This is a genomic window from Moorena sp. SIO4G3, from assembly GCF_010692305.1.
In the GTDB taxonomy this organism is placed as follows: Bacteria; Cyanobacteriota; Cyanobacteriia; order Cyanobacteriales; family Coleofasciculaceae; genus Moorena; species Moorena producens_A.
This window is the reverse complement of record NZ_JAAHIG010000176.1, coordinates 1-17,711: the sequence shown is the minus strand read 5'-3', so window position 1 is coordinate 17,711 and position 17,711 is coordinate 1. Positions and strand designations below refer to the sequence as shown.

At 43.7% G+C, this 17,711-nt stretch carries 10 protein-coding genes; 6 read left to right on the top strand and 4 right to left on the bottom strand.

Annotation, left to right across the window (positions count from 1 at the left end; translation table 11 throughout):
• The 3 genes from F6J99_RS25920 to F6J99_RS25910 form a co-directional block, all read right to left on the bottom strand.
• A partial coding sequence (locus F6J99_RS25920; RefSeq protein WP_293116620.1) for a PAS domain S-box protein occupies positions 1–1,692 on the bottom strand: 1,692 nt, incomplete at its 3' end.
• 1,215 nt (positions 1,693–2,907) lie between these two features.
• Positions 2,908–3,810 (bottom strand): CoA-binding protein, encoded by a 903-nt coding sequence (locus F6J99_RS25915; protein ID WP_293116618.1) that lies wholly within the window; start codon positions 3,808–3,810, stop codon positions 2,908–2,910.
• A gap of 189 nt (positions 3,811–3,999) precedes the next feature.
• A complete protein-coding gene (locus F6J99_RS25910) occupies positions 4,000–5,295 on the bottom strand; it encodes an ATP-grasp domain-containing protein (protein ID WP_293116616.1) in 1,296 nt (431 codons plus the stop codon).
• Between the two features lie 666 nt (positions 5,296–5,961).
• On the opposite strand from F6J99_RS25910, the gene F6J99_RS25905 reads away from it, so the two are divergent.
• The 5 genes from F6J99_RS25905 to F6J99_RS25885 all read left to right on the top strand — a co-directional run bounded on the left by F6J99_RS25905 (position 5,962) and on the right by F6J99_RS25885 (position 12,571).
• Positions 5,962–7,359, top strand: a complete 1,398-nt coding sequence (locus F6J99_RS25905) for a hypothetical protein (RefSeq protein WP_293116615.1) — start codon at positions 5,962–5,964, stop codon at positions 7,357–7,359.
• Positions 7,360–7,543: 184 nt separating this feature from the next.
• Positions 7,544–8,767 (top strand): RNA-guided endonuclease TnpB family protein, encoded by a 1,224-nt coding sequence (locus F6J99_RS25900; RefSeq protein ID WP_293116614.1) that lies wholly within the window; start codon positions 7,544–7,546, stop codon positions 8,765–8,767.
• A 61-nt stretch (positions 8,768–8,828) separates the two neighbouring features.
• Positions 8,829–10,100 (top strand): pitrilysin family protein, encoded by a 1,272-nt coding sequence (locus F6J99_RS25895; RefSeq protein WP_293116612.1) that lies wholly within the window; start codon positions 8,829–8,831, stop codon positions 10,098–10,100.
• 246 nt (positions 10,101–10,346) lie between these two features.
• The gene (locus F6J99_RS25890; RefSeq protein WP_293116610.1) at positions 10,347–11,621 is read left to right on the top strand and encodes a pitrilysin family protein; all 1,275 of its coding nucleotides are present in this window, start codon (positions 10,347–10,349) and stop codon (positions 11,619–11,621) included.
• A 140-nt stretch (positions 11,622–11,761) separates the two neighbouring features.
• Complete coding sequence (locus tag F6J99_RS25885; RefSeq protein WP_293116608.1) at positions 11,762–12,571, top strand: peptidoglycan-binding protein; 810 nt, start codon at positions 11,762–11,764, stop codon at positions 12,569–12,571.
• Between the two features lie 292 nt (positions 12,572–12,863).
• Here the strand turns inward: F6J99_RS25885 and F6J99_RS25880 are convergent, their stop codons facing one another.
• On the bottom strand, positions 12,864–13,523 hold the full coding sequence (locus tag F6J99_RS25880) for a hypothetical protein (protein WP_293116606.1): 660 nt from the start codon (positions 13,521–13,523) through the stop codon (positions 12,864–12,866).
• Between the two features lie 268 nt (positions 13,524–13,791).
• On the opposite strand from F6J99_RS25880, the gene F6J99_RS25875 reads away from it, so the two are divergent.
• Positions 13,792–17,262, top strand: a complete 3,471-nt coding sequence (locus tag F6J99_RS25875) for a response regulator (RefSeq protein WP_293116622.1) — start codon at positions 13,792–13,794, stop codon at positions 17,260–17,262.
• Positions 17,263–17,711 lie beyond the last annotated feature (449 nt).

Genomic DNA, 17,711 nt, shown 5'->3' with positions numbered 1-17,711 from the left:
GTTGGTGTTGGCTTGAATAGCCAGAGCAAACCGTTCCTCACTCTCCCTAAGGGCATCCTCAATGCGCTTGTGTTCAAGAACCTCTGCGATTAATTGTCGATTGAGCTGCCTCAGGGTAGCTGTTCGCTCTTGAAATTGATGTTCCAGCCGTTCATTCTGGTGACGAAGTGCCTCTTGAGCTTGCTTACGCTCTGTGATATCCTCAACTGTAGCTTCGTAGTAGAGTAGAAAGTTACTACTATCATGGATAGCCCGCACGTTTTTGGAGATCCAGATTATAGTACCATCTTTGTGATAAATCTGTGCTTCAAACCCTGAAACAACACCATCTTCCTGTAGCTGTAGAAGCAAATCTGCCCGTCGTTGAGGATCAACATAAAGTTGGTGGGCAATATCGGTGACACTTGCTACGAGTTCTGCCGATGATTGATAGCCATATATTCTCGCTAGTGCCGGGTTAGCACTGATATAGTGTCCGTCAGGTGTGGTCTGACAAATGCCCTCCATAGCATTCTCGAAGATGCTGCGGTATTTGGCTTCGCTTAAGCGCAACAAATCTGCCGCCGCGTTTAGTTCTGATGTAGTCGCTGCCAAGAATAAAGCGATTGTTGCCATCAGTATCATAAAAACCTGTAGCAGGGGAAGTGCTTCGCTCAAGTCCCCGGTGCTGGCAACAAACGGTCCGGTACCCAAACTGGTTCCTACAATGGCAATGCTCGATACCATCAAGCAACCTAGGCTGGTGAGGCGTTGACCAAATTGGAGGGCAGCCCAAATCAGCCAGGGAAATGTCAACCAGGCAAGGGGATAGGTTGCCATTTCTGGCGCAATGTCCGACCCAAACACTCCCCAACTCACTGTCAAGAGTGAAATCAGCCAGATAGCTGCCAAAATAAATTGTTTTATCTTTATGCTTGCTTGAGGGGTTGACGGTTGTTGGTTAGACAGTTGCAGGTTAGTTTGGCTTGACTCTTCAACTTTCTCAACCTTGGCCAATTGGCCACGCTTTCGGCAAAGCCGTTCGCGAAGCGTGGCCTTCGGCCGACCCTGCGCGTTCGCGTTCGCACAGCGTCGCCTACGGCGAAAGCGTGGCCTTCGGCCAAACGCGAACAACTTGCCAACCTTCAACTCCTTCACTAGGTAGCACCACACTAAAAACACTGGTACTACGACTAAAACCACCATTAAGTCCCCTAACCACCATTGCCACCACATCCCGCCGAAATTCCTACCATCAAATTCACCACTCAGGTGTAAGTTAGTTAGAGTGACAGTCGGAGCGATTAGTGTGGCAAGCATCGACACCCCTAGGAACCCCAATACATCTCGTCGCCGTTCTAGGGAAGGACGAAGCTGCCACAACCGTGCTAATCCTATCGAGAGGAATACTGACAAGATATACCCTAAAGCAGTTATCCCAGAAACTGGCCAGAACCTCTGAGGCGACACAGTCCAGAAAAATTCTCCCCAAGAAACCGATGGCAAAACTCCTTGGTGTTCGGTTAACCACCAAAGATGCTCCCTTAGTAGTAATATGGTTGCTTGGGTAATGCCTGCGGGAGACCAAACTGGTGGTACTAATGTATTACCTGCAATCCATCCATGGACTAAGTTTGCCAGCCCAAGGTAAACCAAAGTCAGTAAACCTAGATTGGTTGAGTGTTGCCAGAATCCTTTTGCAATGAAAATCATTTTGGGAATACGCCCAAAGATGGAGTTAGGCGAAATTAATCTTTACGCACATTGACATAATTTTCAATCCAGAAACCGGGAAATTCCGCAACTTTACAAATTCTTTTATTTTCTAGTTAGATTTTTTTCATTCTCTTTAAATTAAAAGCTTTTTTGACCTAGAGATTTAGTTAAAGTGAAAGGTGAAAGGTTATGGGTGAAGGCTATCTACTTAAGCTAGCCTATAGCGAAGGAGACTGGTAATTGTTCATTGTTGTTCATTGTTGATGGTTTTTCCTTGTCTGCCTTCCCTTTGCTTGATAAGAGGTAGCCTGGGTGAAAGAGACGACATCAATCTCCTCTGATTCCCCTTTCTCCTTTTCCTTGTCCGCTGTTAACTATCATCAAGGAGCCAAGGCAAGTGGTATACCATTCAACTCAAACTTTCTATAAAGCTGAAATTTCACAGAATCCCCCTTACGCCAGTCCCTAGGGGACATGACGCTGGGATTTTCTATTAAACCTCAGCTATTGAAGGTTTTTAAATCAGCGCACCCACATACTTTTCCTTCTTTGGTTATCTAAAAAACTTGTATGTCAATCTTCTAATCTCGTAGGTGAGTAGGTGGTTTGTGGCAAAACATTAACGTAGTTATTTGAAGAAGAGTAGTAAGCGATGATCAACAAAGGTAATGTTAACGTCAACAGCGCAATTACCGTACCCAAGACTTCTGCCCATCTATATGGGTGAGGGTCAGAAGAGTTGGCAGATGAGCCACTAAGTTCCATAAATTAATTGAAATTTAAACTAGGTCAGTTGAAAACGACGATTAGTTGGGTCTTATCATAAACCCTACATCCTCTATTTTATCGATTTATTCCGAAAGGATTGTTTTCTAGTAAACAATCTCAACTAAATTCCAGCCCGCTTAACGATACTTTGCAAAAAACTAGGCTCAACAAGGTTACAGGTTGTAGGTTATAGGTTGTATATTACAAGTTGTAAGTTTTTAGTTACAGGTTGTAGGTTGTAGGTTACAGGTTATAACCCACATTCCCGATCTCAGTTTGTAGTATGCAAACTATGATGCACTCGCACTACCCATTAAAATTAGGACATTCCTAAACTCCGAAACGTGAGTCTAGCTTACTTCTGACTTCTGACTTCTGACTTCTTACTTGTGCGTAGCGCTATAAATCCGACCAACGGGTGATGGAGTGACGAATCAATTGCTGTCAATGGTCTAGAGCCTTTTGAACCAAGATGGGAATTTGGGAAGGGCGTTCAGCTACTGGGATTCTCCCTTGCTTAAATACTGCCACTTTTTCCTGTGCCGTAGACATTTTAGTCATATTACTCATAGCCTCTGGTAGGTGAGTCGATAGCCTAGCACTAGGGTTACAAATTAGTTGTGTCTCTGGTGTATAGCGTCCCGCAATGTAGGAAATCACTGGTTTATGGATTTCCTGGGCTATATACGCGGCAGCGGCCACGTCTTCGTAGCCGCCGCCAGTCTGATCAACTAGGACAATAACGTTTGTAGCTTTATCTTTTTCCAAAACCTCCAGCCAATGGCTAAATGAAGAACCAACAATTGCTTCACTGCCAAGGTTAATAGCGATTGACTGTCCTAGGTTAGCTTGAGTTAAGCCTAAAGCAACTTCGTAGATCAAATAACTACCACGGGTAATTAATCCCACTGAGCCAGGTCTGTAAAATTCACTCTCGTGAGTCCCTAGCAAAACTTTTCCTGGAACAATCATCCCAGAACTGCTCGGACCAAGAATAATCGTTTTAGTAGCTTGGGCAATAGCTAGTAATTCTACCATATCCAACGGAGGAATACTACCAGTAACTAGAATAATTTGCCTGATCCCAGCATCTATCGCTTCCAAGGCAACATCCTTTATCTGGTAAGATTCGTCAAAAATAATGGTTGTGTCCACAGCACCGACATGATGGCAAGCCTGCTCTACTAAATCAAATACAGGAATGCCATGTAAGGTTTGCCCTCCCTGACCAGTACTAACTCCAGCTACGACATTGGTGCCATAGGCTTTCATCCGGGCAGCGTAGTACAAACCTAGAGGTTGTGTAATGCCTTGTACTAACACTTTGCTATCGGTACTCAAGTTCATTAGTGATTGATCCTTATTCTTTTGTAGTTTGTCAATGATCAATGATCATTGATCATTTTTAGTTGCCAGAAGACTCTGGCTAATCAAAAAGGATAAGGAACAAGCGATGCAGCTTCGGAACAGGGGGTTTCCCCCACTCGCGCTTTGCATGGCTGACAAAGAATCGTAACTGAGCACTGACGCACTCAGCTAGATGACTAGGTTAGGACGTCGTGAGCCTTTCCTGGCAATAGATACAGCTTGCTTGACTGCCTCATCTAAGTTGTCTGTAAAGTGTACCGGGAGCTGAGCCAAACGCTGTTGAATCGAGTGAAAATTTGTCCCAACTAAACGGATCACAAGGTGAGGTCTCTCAATCCCAGAGGCTGATCCAGGAGATTTGCCCTTAGATAACAGGTCTTGGTGATGGGAGCTAAGGGGATGACTGGTGGAATTGTGCTCCTGGTTCTCTGAATTGAGTACAGCTGTTTCCCAACTTTGAGACAGTAGATAGTTGGCAATCATCTCAGCTGCGGCATTGCTGGTAGCCCTATTGCTCAAGATATTCACTAAGACCACTTTAATCCCTTCAGATGTGGTTAGTTTTCGTAAAGCCTCTTGCAGTTCCTCTATCCCAGCAGGAGTTATTGGCCAGTATTGGTTAGAGTTGATCGTTGGAACCAGATGACACTGTCTTGGTTTACCCTTTGCTTGGTATACCAGATCAACTGTTGTTGCAGCTAGACACATGCTGTTGCATATAATCCCGATGTTGCCTTTGAGATCACGACCGTTGAAATTATGGCTTGAGTTAGTGGGCATGTCTTGGTAAGACCCGCTCTCAGCCATGGTCGATGTCAAGTTGATCAAATCCTGATGACGTCTCAGAGCCTTGTCATTGATAGCAATCCTACCATCAAGAGCCATGAGTTCACCAGTCGGGCTAACACCGAGGGGATTAATTTCCACTATGTCCAAATCTTTTTGGACAAAAAGTTGGTACATTTTATTAATAATCCCACTCACTGACTCAATCAGATTACCATGAAGTCCCATTTTGATGGCAAGACGCCGCCCATAGAAGGGTGAAAAGTTTTGCTCGACCACAACCTTTTGCATATCGCTGATCAAGGCTTTGGTGTCCATACGCCCTTGGGAAGAACCCAGTAGCACAGGACGGGCCAAGTTGTAGTCTAGGAACACGGCTAGATAAAATTCTTGTTCAGCATTGTAACGGGATTCTGCTAGCAGTACTTGAGGATGCTTACCCAGAATCGGGAGTTTGAAAATTGCCCTAGCTGCTGCGATCGCATCGATGGTATTCTCTACACACCGGATCCGACGAGCTGGGTTATCTCCACAAGTAGATACTTGAGATTTGAGCACCACCGGATAGGGAATCTGTAATCCCTTGATGTCGGTAGGATGGTCAATGCGTTGAGCAGGCAAAACCGGAATGCCAATCTCACGGAATAATTCTTTAGCCTGATATTCTAACAGATGCATGATTCGCGAACAATCCTAAGCACGACGTTTCAAATCTTTTGCCACTTGGTCAATGCCGTAGAAACACTTCGGTGAAAGCGTCTAGCACCTGAAGCGGCTTTAAATTAGTTATTAAAAACAGCAAAATTCTTCCCCCAGTAGTCCCTAGGTAGGATAGGTAGAAGGGAAGCAGGTATCGATCGCTTTAAACGCCATCAGTAAGTTATTAATATATGATAGAAGTCAATAGTTGATAACTCCAGATCACCGCCGCCGCCAGATCAGGGCAGCTGTTCGTTGATGGTTCTATATAAGTCCCGATCTAGGAATGTCTAATCGTAAGCTTGGAAGTCGAGACCGAATCAAAGATGACGGTGTAGGAGGATGTCACTCCTTGCTTCTTTGATTCTTCATAATTCCTCCCTAACCCCTATAATTCTTCACTGTTGCCTTGATATCTCACCAATTCCTGCCTAACCACTGGAAGCATAGGAGGCTATTTTGGGTTAAGATTAAGTACCTTTTCTTGATGCAGTCGCTCATGGGGGAAACCACGGCAGTCGCTCATGGGGGAAACCCCCTTTGGCGGCGCTGCATCGCTTTTTGGTATCTCTGGCTTTGCTCCTGCTACAGGCAATGGATTCTAACCAGTTAACCCCTGAGTCTAACCAAAGCAACGATCAATCAATGGATTCTGACGTTGCAGCCCACCCTTGGGACGAACCACTTTCTGATCCCGAGGCTCAAACCGATGAGCCATTCCCTGAAACACTACAACCCCATGAAGGAAATTCTCAAAGTACGTTTCTTTTGTTGGTGGTGGTGGGCATGGGATTGGGTCTAGTATTTTTAACCGGCGGCTTTTATGTTTTTACCCGTCCCTGCGTATTTGGGTCTTGTAGTTCACTCAATGAAGCTCAGCTATTGAGTAAAAAATCAGCAGACACCCTCAAAAAACCTAAATCGGGAAAGGACATTCTCGAAGCTCAGAAGGAATTAAAGACAGCGATTGAAGCACTCAAAGCAATTCCGTTTTGGTCAATGAAGCATGACACAGCACAAGAGTTGCTTCATGCCTATCAAGTTAGAGGTAAAGACCTCGATCAGTTAGTGACAGCCATGCAAATGGCGGCTAGGGCAGGTCATAAAGGGAAAAATCCTCCCCATAAGGCATCAAAGTGGATAGCAATTCAAAAACTGTGGCGAGAGGCAATTGCCCGCCTTGAACAAATGCCTAAGGAGAGTAGCCTTAATGCTATAGCGCAACAAAAAATTAAGCTATATAAGGTCAATTTAGACGAAGTTAATCGGCGATTAGTCAAAGAAAGACAGGGGAGTCAGATTATGAAAGCGGCTAAGAAAGCGGCTCAGATTGCCCAAGCTCGCCAGGGTGTAGCCCAGACTTTAGAGGAATGGCAACTAGTTTATAGTACTTGGAAAACTGCATTAGACCGTCTGAACAAAATTCCTCAAGCAACAACGGTTGAAGAGGACAAGCAACGACTGGAGGAATTCTATAAAACTAATCTGGCCAGGGCACGCGATCGCAAAACCCAGGAAAAAATTGCTACCAACGCCTACAATCAGGGACTACGTTTGGCTCAGTTGGCTCAAAAAGCTCAGGGAAAGCAGCAATGGTCGGTGGCTGCGATTCATTGGCGCAACGCTTTAACTTACGTGAAGCAAGTTCCTAACTCTACATACTACCACAAAAATGCACAGTCTTTAATTGATCCTTATCAAAACGCCCTTAAGGCAGTTCAAAGCAAGTTGCAGTTGCAGGTAAAGTTAAAACAAATTGGTAGTGATCTTGAACAAATCTGTACTGGGGAAACTCGAGTTTGTAATTACACCATTGATGAAAGTCTGATTAAAGTAGAATTAACACCTACTTATATGTATCAGGTCAGACAAACAGCCATTACGGCTCAAGTCAGAGGTGATGTAGAGGCTCACGCTGGCATCGTCAATCATGTATTGACTTTAGAAGATGCCCTCAAAGGGATTAGCTATAATTCCGATATCCCTATGGAAATCTATACCGCTGATGGGGCTCTGATTCAGGTACACAGTCCTGGGACTTAGTTTAGGGAAGTGTGAAGTAGGAAACATGATCTTTAACAAATAGGGGAGTTTGAGGGGTCTATCCATCCCTACCTGTCCCAGGGATGGGGATGGATAGACCCTCTCAAAAATCTTTAGCGATGGGTTGACAATGTACCACAAAATATATATAATGGTACATAGGTCGATAGATGAGGTAAAAGCAATGAAACATCAAGCAGTCAAGGTCAGGATTTATCCAACTCAAGAACAAGTTCATATACTTGCTCAGCACTTTGGTTGTGCCCGCTGGTGGTGGAACTATGCACTGAATCAGTGTATAGAAACCTATAAAGAAACCGGCAAAGGATTGTCTCGCGCTGCCCTCAATGCTATGTTGCCAAAACTCAAAAAAGATAAAGAAACTGAATGGCTAAAAGATTGTTACTCTCAGGTGTTACAAGCTGTGAGTCTGAATCTTAGCCGTGCATATCAAAACTTTTTTGAAGGGAGAGCCAAATATCCTAGGTTCAAGTCATATCATCATCGCCAATCAATTCAATATCCACAGCGGGTATGCCGCGTAGGTAATTCCCTTAAATTCCCCGGGAAACTGGGACTTGTTAAGGCGATAATACACCGATCATTAGATGGAGAAATTAAGACTGTAACCGTCAGTAGAACTCCATCAGGGAAATACTACGCCTCCGTGCTAATGGAGTATGAATCAGAATACAGGCAACCTTCCACAAAAGGAAAGGTTATCGGTATTGATTTGGGTATCAAGGATCTTGCGATCACCTATGACGGCGAAAAGACCTCTAAGTTTGGGAATCCCAAACACCTAGCCAAGTACGAAAAGAAACTAGCTAAAAAGCAACGTATTGCTGCCCGAAAGAAGAAGGGTAGTAATCGGCGAAAGAAAGCCATAAAAATTGTAGCTAAGGTATACGAACGCATTGGAAATGTCCGCCAAGACTACCTACACAAACTTTCTAGGAAGATAGTTGGCAATAACCAAGTGGTAGTAGTCGAAAACCTAAATGTCAAGGGCATGGTTCGTAACCACAAACTAGCTAAAGCGATCTCTGATATGGGTTGGGGAATCTTTGTAAACTTCCTGTATTATAAATGCGAAAAACAAGGGAAAGTTTTGGTCGAGATAAATCGGTGGTTCCCCAGTTCTAAAACCTGTTCTAATTGTCATTACCAAATCAAGGAGTTGCCACTTAACGTAAGAGTTTGGACTTGTCCAAGTTGTGGAACTCACCATGACAGAGACGGTAATGCGGCTAAGAACATTAGGGCAGAAGGAATCAGAATGCTATCCTCCTCTGGGACGGGGGAGGTCAACGCCAGCGGAGAAGAAGTAAGACCAAGACGAGGACGTCCGTCTAAGTTGAGGCATTCTTCCGTGAAACTGGAAGCCCCAACCTCTACGTTCGCGTAGCGTGGCCATAGGCCAAGTAGGTTGGGGTAGTTCACGAAGTTACACATAGAGATTAGAAGCATTGTTATCTGAGCCCCTACCTCAAGTAAAGTTTCCTGCTAGTGTTTTCAAACTGACCAATGGCTTGAATGTCATTCATCAATACCTAAGCGCTACACCAGTAGTAGTGGCGGATGTGTGGGTTGGTGCTGGTGCGATCGCAGAACCAGAAGAATTGTATGGCATGGCTCACTTCTTGGAACACATGATTTTTAAGGGTACCGAGACCATTGCTCCTGGTGTGTTTGACTATGTGATTGAAAGCCACGGTGGTGTAACGAATGCTGCTACTAGCCATGACTTTGCTCATTTTTTCGTAACCAGTGCTTCTGAGTACTTAAAACACACCCTGCCTCCCTTGGCAGAATTACTCTTGCATCCTGCTATTCCTGAAGAAGAATTTGTCCGGGAACGGTGTGTGGTGTTAGAAGAAATTCGTGGCAGCTACGATAATCCTGATTGGGTTGGATTTCAGGCTCTTTCTGAGAGCGTTTACCAACGTCACCCCTATGGCAGACCGATTCTGGGTACTGAAGCGGATTTGATGGCTCACTCTCCCCAACAAATGCGCTGTTTCCACCAATGCCATTACCAGCCGCAAAATATGACTGTGGTGATTGTAGGTGATATTGACCAAGAATCAGCATTAACTATAGTTAACCAGTCATTTCAAGATTTTCCTTCCCCCACTGATTGTCCTAAACCAGAGGTGATAGCTGAACCACCATTTATCGGAATTAGGCGTCAGGAACTAAACTTGCCTCGTCTGGAGCACTCACGTCTATTGATGGCTTGGCACGGACCAGGGATAGATCAGCTTGGGGATGCTTGTGGTTTGGATTTACTCTCTGTGCTCCTGGCTGATGGACGCTCTTCTCGCTTGGTAAGAGAATTAAGGGAAGAGAAACAATTAGTGCAAGACATTGGTAGTAGCTTCTCTCTACAGCGTGATTCGAGTTTGTTTACTATTACCGCCTACCTAGAACCCGAGTACCTGGAACAGGTAGAAGCAATAATTAGGGAACACCTGTGGCAATTGCAACAGACACCAGTGTCAACCACAGAAATCAAACGCTGTCAACGTCAGCTCTATAACGACTATATTTTTTCCACAGAATCTGCTGGTCAACTTGCTGGTTTGTATGGTTACTACAACATTATTGCTACAGCAGAAGCAGCCTATAGTTATCCGATTGAGATTCAAAAGCTAACAGCTAATGACGTAATCCAATTAGCCCAGCGGTATCTTTCTCCCCATCGCTATGCTATCACAATTCTCAACAGTATAGCTTAGATCGTAACTCATTTTTAGATTCCAAAGCTGAGATATTTAGATGTAATAAACTTAGCGGATTCGGTATATTTATACCTATTACCTGAGCTATCACAATCCTCAAAAGGATAGCTTATATCGTAACTCATTAAAGGTAGTAACTCCTCACAAAGGCATGTAGTAAAAGTGGGAATTCGTGCATTTAAAATTTGGAATTTAAAATTTTCCTAATACCTAAGACTATCAAGCCTAATACCTAAGACCATCATGCCTAATATCACACTAAAGCAACAACAGAATATCCATCGCACAGTGCTAGATAATGGCATCGTGGTGATTGTAGTTGAAAATGCTGCTGCTGATATCATTGCCAGCCGTCTATTTATTCGGGCAGGTAGTCAGTGCGATCCACCAAACCAAGCTGGGCTATCTCACCTGCTCTCAGCAGTTATCACCAAGGGAACCAAAGAATTATCCTCCATAGACATTGCCGAACGAGTGGAGTCTATGGGGGCTCAACTTGGTGCTGATGCAGCTAACGATTATTTTCTACTCTCCCTGAAAACCGTTGCAGCTGACTGGTTTGAAATGTTACAGCTAGCAGGGCAGATGTTGCGATCGCCTAGTTTCCCAGATGCCGAAGTAGACCTAGAAAGGTACCTAACCATTCAAACTATTCGTGCCCAACAGGAGCAACCCTTTAACATTGCCTATAAGCAATTGCGACAGGCAATGTATCAAGACCATCCCTACGGCTTTTCGGTCTTGGGAGAAGAAGCTACCGTATCTACACTGGATCGAGCTGACTTAGAACACTATCATCAGACTTATTTCCGCCCTGATAACCTCATAATTAGTATTGCAGGTCGTATTAACTCAGAAGATGCGATTAAGCAGGTGGAGCAAGTGTTTGGGGATTGGCAAGTTCCCGATACACCCCTGAGCAAACCCTCCTTACCCTCCCCCATTGCCCAACCCTGCCAAGTGACTACTGCCCAAGAGACGCAGCAGTCGATAGTGATGCTGGGTTATCTGACCTCAGCTGTACAAGAGGCTGACTTTGCTACCCTCAAACTCCTCAATACCTACCTGGGGAATGGTCTTTCTAGCCGCTTATTTGTAGAACTCAGAGAAAAGCGGGGTTTAGCCTATGATGTCTCAGCATTGTTTCCGACACGCCAGTCGGCTTCTACGTTTATAGCCTACATGGGAACAGCACCGGAAAATACAGAAACTGCCCTGGTTGGTCTGGTTACCGAAGTGGAACGCCTTTGTTCTCAACAACTGAGTCAGGATGAATTGCAAGTTGCCAAAAATAAGCTTCTTGGTCAGTATGCACTAGGTAAACAAACCAATGGTCAGCTAGCTCAAGTCTATGGCTGGTATGAGACGATCGGGCTAGGAGTTGAGTTTGATACCCTGTTTCAACAAGATGTGACAAGGGTTACTCCAGAGATGGCTCAAGCAGCAGCTAATCGTTATTTCATTGAACCTTATATTTCTCTAGTCGGACCTGCTGAAGCAATAAACTTCCTGGGTTAACAGAACAAACTAAACACTTGAGGTCTCTCCCGTGTTTTACCTTTTAACTGGGGGAGACCTCAATGTATTGTTGTCTATAAATCCGCTTGAATCGATAAAGTTAAATTAAGTCGTGACAAGAATTACCCTGGTGTAAAGATATGGATTCTATAGACACCACTAACAGCATTATCGGTATAACTATCTTTGGATCAGTAGCCCTTAGCTTAGGGAATTTGCCATCAGTTGCCCTTGAAGCCAATGGCGTTGTCCCAAAACTGGCTCAAGCAATTACCCAAGTCAAAATCAACCGACCCACTCTCGACATTGGTAGTGAGGGGGAAAGAGTATCTGAATTACAAGCAGTTCTTAAATTATTGGGGTATTACACAGGAGAGGTAAATGGGTTTTATGGAGATAATACTGCGATCGCTGTCTCCAAGCTCCAACAAGAAGCGGGTTTAACTCCCCATGGCATCATGGGAGCTGCTGAATGGAATTTTTTGTTTCCAAGCATCCCACCCAATCCAACATCCTCAACCTCTACTTCCAATCCCTTACCCTCAGCAAGTATAAGACCCCCGACCACCTCTGATGGCATCTCAGCTTCATCGTTTCCGAGGCCTTCCATCACAGAAGCTATTACCCAAACCACCACAACTCGTCCCAACCCTTCTTCCCCAGCAACCAGCACTGGCTTTGGTAATCGCACTACTACAACAGGCAATGCGGTCACTGTCGAGAGAAGTAAGCCTAGCGCTATAACCTTACCAATTCTCCGACAAGGTATGCGTGGTCCAGCAGTCCAGCAATTGCAGAGGCGACTGAAATCTCTTGGTTTTTTAAAAGCCACAGTGGATGGGGTATTTGGAGAGGTTACGAAAGCCGCAGTTCAAGCCGCTCAGCGCAAGTTCAAACTAGAACCTGATGGCATTGTTGGTCCTGCTACTTGGAATGCTTTGCTACGTTGATGAAATTTTTGTGGTTCCCGTAGCGTGGCCGTTCGCGCAGCGTGGCCTACGGCCTTAAGGCCATGGTTGACGATTGAAAGTTAACTGTTCACTGTTAACTATTCAATCATCAACCGTCAACAAAACACTAGTTATAGTGTTAGTTATAGCGTTTATTGCATTTATGAGGTACCCTTCTCAAGCTCAAAGTCCCCCTTTTTAAGGGGGATTTAGGGGGATCTATTTGTACCTCATGGGAAAGACAATTGCTATATATTTTTGCCGGTTAACTAGTGATAATTCTTGATTGATATTACTGCTTTGCTTGTTTCTGCTGCTTGACTTTCTGCTTTAATACTGAACTAATTCCTAAAGCCCCCAAAGCTAAAATCCCTAGGGTAGAAGCAGGTTCGGGAATTCTTTCACCTGTAGACAATGACAGCTCAGCACGAGAAACAATGGCATCATCTCCATAAAATACTGGAATCTTGCCACTATTGGCATTAAAGACGTTCACGATTTCTCCTGAGTCGTAAAACTCCAGTAAATTTAAAGACACCGATTGCTTAGTTCGTACTGGGAGATTGCGGATCAGATCAATAATAATAGTATCCAATCCTATGATCCCAAATACATCGGTAGTAATCAGGGAGTTGTTTGGTGTCAGGTCTAAAATTAGTTTCGCTTGCGATAACTCATTTATTGATGTTCCCAAGTCAGAAAAATCAAAGCTCCAACTGGTATCTTCATCAATCCCATTACCAAGGGTGGTGTTACCCCCAGTCCTTTCTATCGTAAAATCGCCGTTTTGTAGGGTTTGACCAATACTGGCATTTAGTATTCTTGAAGGACTTGAGCTCCCAATCGCTTCAGTGGTGAAATCAAGACGACTAGCCAAGGCTTTTTCAGGTATTAAGCAACTGCTTAATAGGACGGCAACTGTAGCCACTGAGAACACTTTTAAAGTAAGCATTTTGATGCTCCCAAACCAAAACTAAGGTTAGAGTTAATGGCCAAATAACTCTATTATACTCCGCTCACGATAATTTGGTAACAAAACAAACGATATTCCAGATAAAGATTTATGAAGTCCTTTCTAAGCATTCAGGCATCAGGAAATCAAGGACTTTAAGCCTGCTTACTTCAGTCAAGGGTGCTGACGCTACTTTTTCTAAATTTCTGGGAACTCTGTAAATGTAACTCAAATGGGATTTGTCAGTCAAGCAGGATGGCACAAGCAAATGATATTCAAATCTTTAGCCCAAGGGGTTTCCAAGGTTTCTGGGAAAGTTCCCCTTCGCCTGATCTTGGTCATACCATTTGTCCTGCAAATCTTCGCAGCTGTGGGACTTGTGGGATATCTGTCCTATAGAAACAGCAAGAGAGCGGTTAATGATGTTGCTACTCAACTGCTTGAAGAAGTCAATGCTCGGGTTGAGCAGAATTTGGAGGCTTACCTAACCATTCCTCATCTAGTTAATCAGATTAATGCCACTGCCATCAATCTAGGTCAATTGAATTTGCAAGATATTCCTCAATTAGAGCGTTACTTTTGGCGGCAGCTTCAGATCTTTAATACCCTGACATTTACTGGATTAGGCTTAGAGAATAAAGACAACCTAGGAGCAGAACGATTAGATGATGGTACACTGATACTAAGAGTCTCCACCAAAGCTAGCAATCATATTTTTTACTCCTATTCTACTAACGAATCTGGGGAGCGATGTAGCGCGGTCTTGGGGGAAATCCCCATGAGTGACTGCATCAATAAGCGTCAGGAAATCCTAGACAGTATTAAATTTGATCCGCGCACTCGACCATGGTATAGAACTGCTGTCAAAGCTGGTCGCTCAACTTGGAGTGAAATTTACCCCAATACTGCTGGTGTAACTGCCTATCTCGGTGCATCAATGCCGTTTTACGACAAACAGGATCAATTGCAGGGGGTACTCCTAACTAATATAAACTTATCACAAATCGGCAAATTTTTACGCAGTCTAAACGTTGGCAAAACTGGACAAGTTTTTATCATTGAACGTTCGGGAATGCTCGTGGCAACCTCTACCGGTGAGAAGCCTTTTCGCACTACTCACCAAGACTACGGAGCCGAAGGATTTAAAGCAACGGATAGTAGTAATGCTTTCACTAAAGCTACGGCTCAATATTTATCAACCAAGCTGAATCAAAAACAACCAATTCAACGTTTACAGCAATGGGAATTTGCTGTTGACGGTAAACGAAAATTTGTACAAATACAGCCGTTTCAAGATGAGTTTGGCTTGGATTGGTTGATTGTGGTAGTAGTGCCAGAAGCGGATTTCATCGAACAAATCCACGCCCATACCCGCACTACTATTGCCTTATGCCTAGTAGCATTGTTACTGGCAACAGAAGTCGGAATCGTTACATCCCGTTGGGTTGTCCGGCCTATCGTCCAACTGAAGGATGCAGCCATTGCTCTAGAGAAGGGACAATTTGACCAAATTGTCAACCAGGAGCGCTCCGATGAACTTGGGGTTTTGGTTAAGGCATTTAATCACATGGCAAAACAATTGCAAGAGTCGTTTGCCACCTTAGAAGCCAAGAATACTGAATTGCAGCACCTCGATCAACTGAAAAACGAATTTTTAGCGAATACCTCCCAAGAACTCCGCACCCCCCTCAATGGCATGATCAGCATTGCTGAATCCCTGATCGATGGTGTTGCAGGACAATTGCCCTCCAAAGCAAACGCTAATCTTGCCATCATTGCATCTAGTGGAAAAAGACTAGGGAATTTAGTCAACGATCTCCTGGATTTTTCGAAGCTAAAACACAAACATCTTGAACTTGAAATTAAGCCAGTCAGCCTGCGAGAAATAGTCAATCTCGTCCTTGGACATTCCAACTCTCTAATTGGCAAAAAACCTTTGCAGTTAATTAACTCAATTCCTGCTGATCTGCCCTTGGTCGATGCTGACGAAAATCGGCTGCAACAAATTCTTTATAACTTAATTGAGAATGCTATTAAGTTTACTGAATCTGGTAAGGTTGAAGTATCAGCTGAGCAGTTACCCGTTAGCCATGACGAGTTAGCAATGTTAGTCATTACTGTCTCAGATACAGGAATTGGTATTCCAGCAGATAAATTACATCGGATTTTTGACTCCTTTGAATCAGTAGATTGCTCCAGGACTAAAGAATACGGCGGGAGGGGTTTGGGATTAGCGGTTACTAGACAGTTAGTCGAGTTACACGGTGGCAAAATTCATGTGCGATCGCTTCGCCTGCCAGAAGCACAATGTCGCCTGGGAGGATCCCCTAAGCGATCGCAAAATAAGTCTGGTTCCCAGTTTACATTTACTTTGCCAGTGTCTCAGAGGCAGGTTCAGCAGACCTCAGCACTGTTGCCAATTGAATCCATCGCTCCAGTTCTGGACTTGACGAATGAAACCCCGAACTTTACTGGAGCCTTAGCAGCAGACAGTGGATATACCAAAATTTTGATTGTGGACGATGAACCAGTCAACCGCCAGGTTATTAGCAATTATCTTTCCATGGAAAACTATGCGATCGCTACAGCCACTAATGGTTTAGAAGCTTTAGAAATGCTCTCAACTGGCTTCCAGCCTGACTTGATCTTACTGGATGTGATGATGCCCCGCATGACCGGCTATGAAGTTTGCGAAAAAATTCGCCAGAAGTTTTTGCCCAGTGAACTTCCGGTGATCATGTTAACCGCCAACAATCAAGTTTCCGATTTGGTAGAAGGGTTTACTTGTGGAGTAAATGATTATCTGACTAAGCCTTTTTCTAAGCATGAATTGTTAGCCCGAATTAAAAGTCATCTACGGCTTTCTAAAATTACCTCTGCTTATGGTAAGTTTGTCCCCCATGATTTTTTGCGCTTCCTGGGATATGAAAGTATTGTTGATGTTAAATTAGGGGATCACGTTCAAAAAGAAATGACTGTTCTTTTTGCTGATATTCGCTCTTTTACCAGCCTATCAGAACAGTTATCTCCTCAAGAAAATTTTAATTTTATTAATAGCTATCTGAGTCGAGTTAGTCCAGCAATCCGGGCTCACAACGGCTTTATTGATAAGTACATTGGAGATGGAGTCATGGCACTTTTTCCTGAGTCAGCGGATGATGGGGTTCAAGGTGCACTTGAGATGCAGCAAACAGTTGCGGTCTACAACCAGCATCGGTGCCAAAGTGGTTATGTTCCGATTACTATCGGTATTGGTTTACATACAGGTAGCTTAATGCTAGGAACAATCGGTGAACAAAAGCGGATGGAAAGTACGGTTATTTCTGATGCAGTGAATCTTGCTTCCCGCTTGGAAGGATTAACCAAACTTTATGGTGCAGGGATTATGATTAGCCAACAAACCCTCTATAACCTGAATGAGTTTCAAAAGTACAGTTATAGGTTTCTGGATCGAGTCAAAGTTAAGGGAAAAAATAAACCGGTGGCAGTATTTGAGCTATTTGATCAAGATCAGCCGCAACTGAAGCAGTTAAAGAGACAAACTAAGAGTAACTTTGAACAAGCTGCTTTTCTCTACCATCGCCAAGCTTTCGCCCAAGCTGAACAGATATTTCAGTCAGTTCTACAAACTAATCCCCAGGATAAAGCAGCCATGCTCTATCTCAAACGCTGCCAAAGGTATCAAACTTATGGTGTGCCAGAGGACTGGGAACGGGCAGAAGCGTTGCATGAGTCATAATTTGGCGTTGCCCAATTGTGTAATATAGCGCTACGTGTAAGGCAAGAGGCAAAAGTTTACGTGCATTAGCAAATGAGCTTTTATCAATGTTCTAACTTTAATTAGTAGTGCTATAATTGAGGGTAATGGCTAAAAAAATAAACTATGAACCTAACCGAAACAACCGGACATTATCTCATTCTTTGTTATCAGTAATTTATCATTATACTTTGATAAGTACTCGGACATAAAATATTGACTTGCTGATTAACTATCCTTAATTTTTTTTGCATTTAAACTGTATATTATTTAAATCAAATAAAAAAGATATATCCCAGTACAATTTTGCCTTTTGCCTTTTGCCTTTTGCCTTTTGCCTTTTGCCTTTTGCCTTTTGCCTTTTGCCTTTTGCCTTTTGCCTTTTGCCTTTTGCCTTTTGCCTTTTGCCTTTTGCCTTTTGCCTTTTGCCT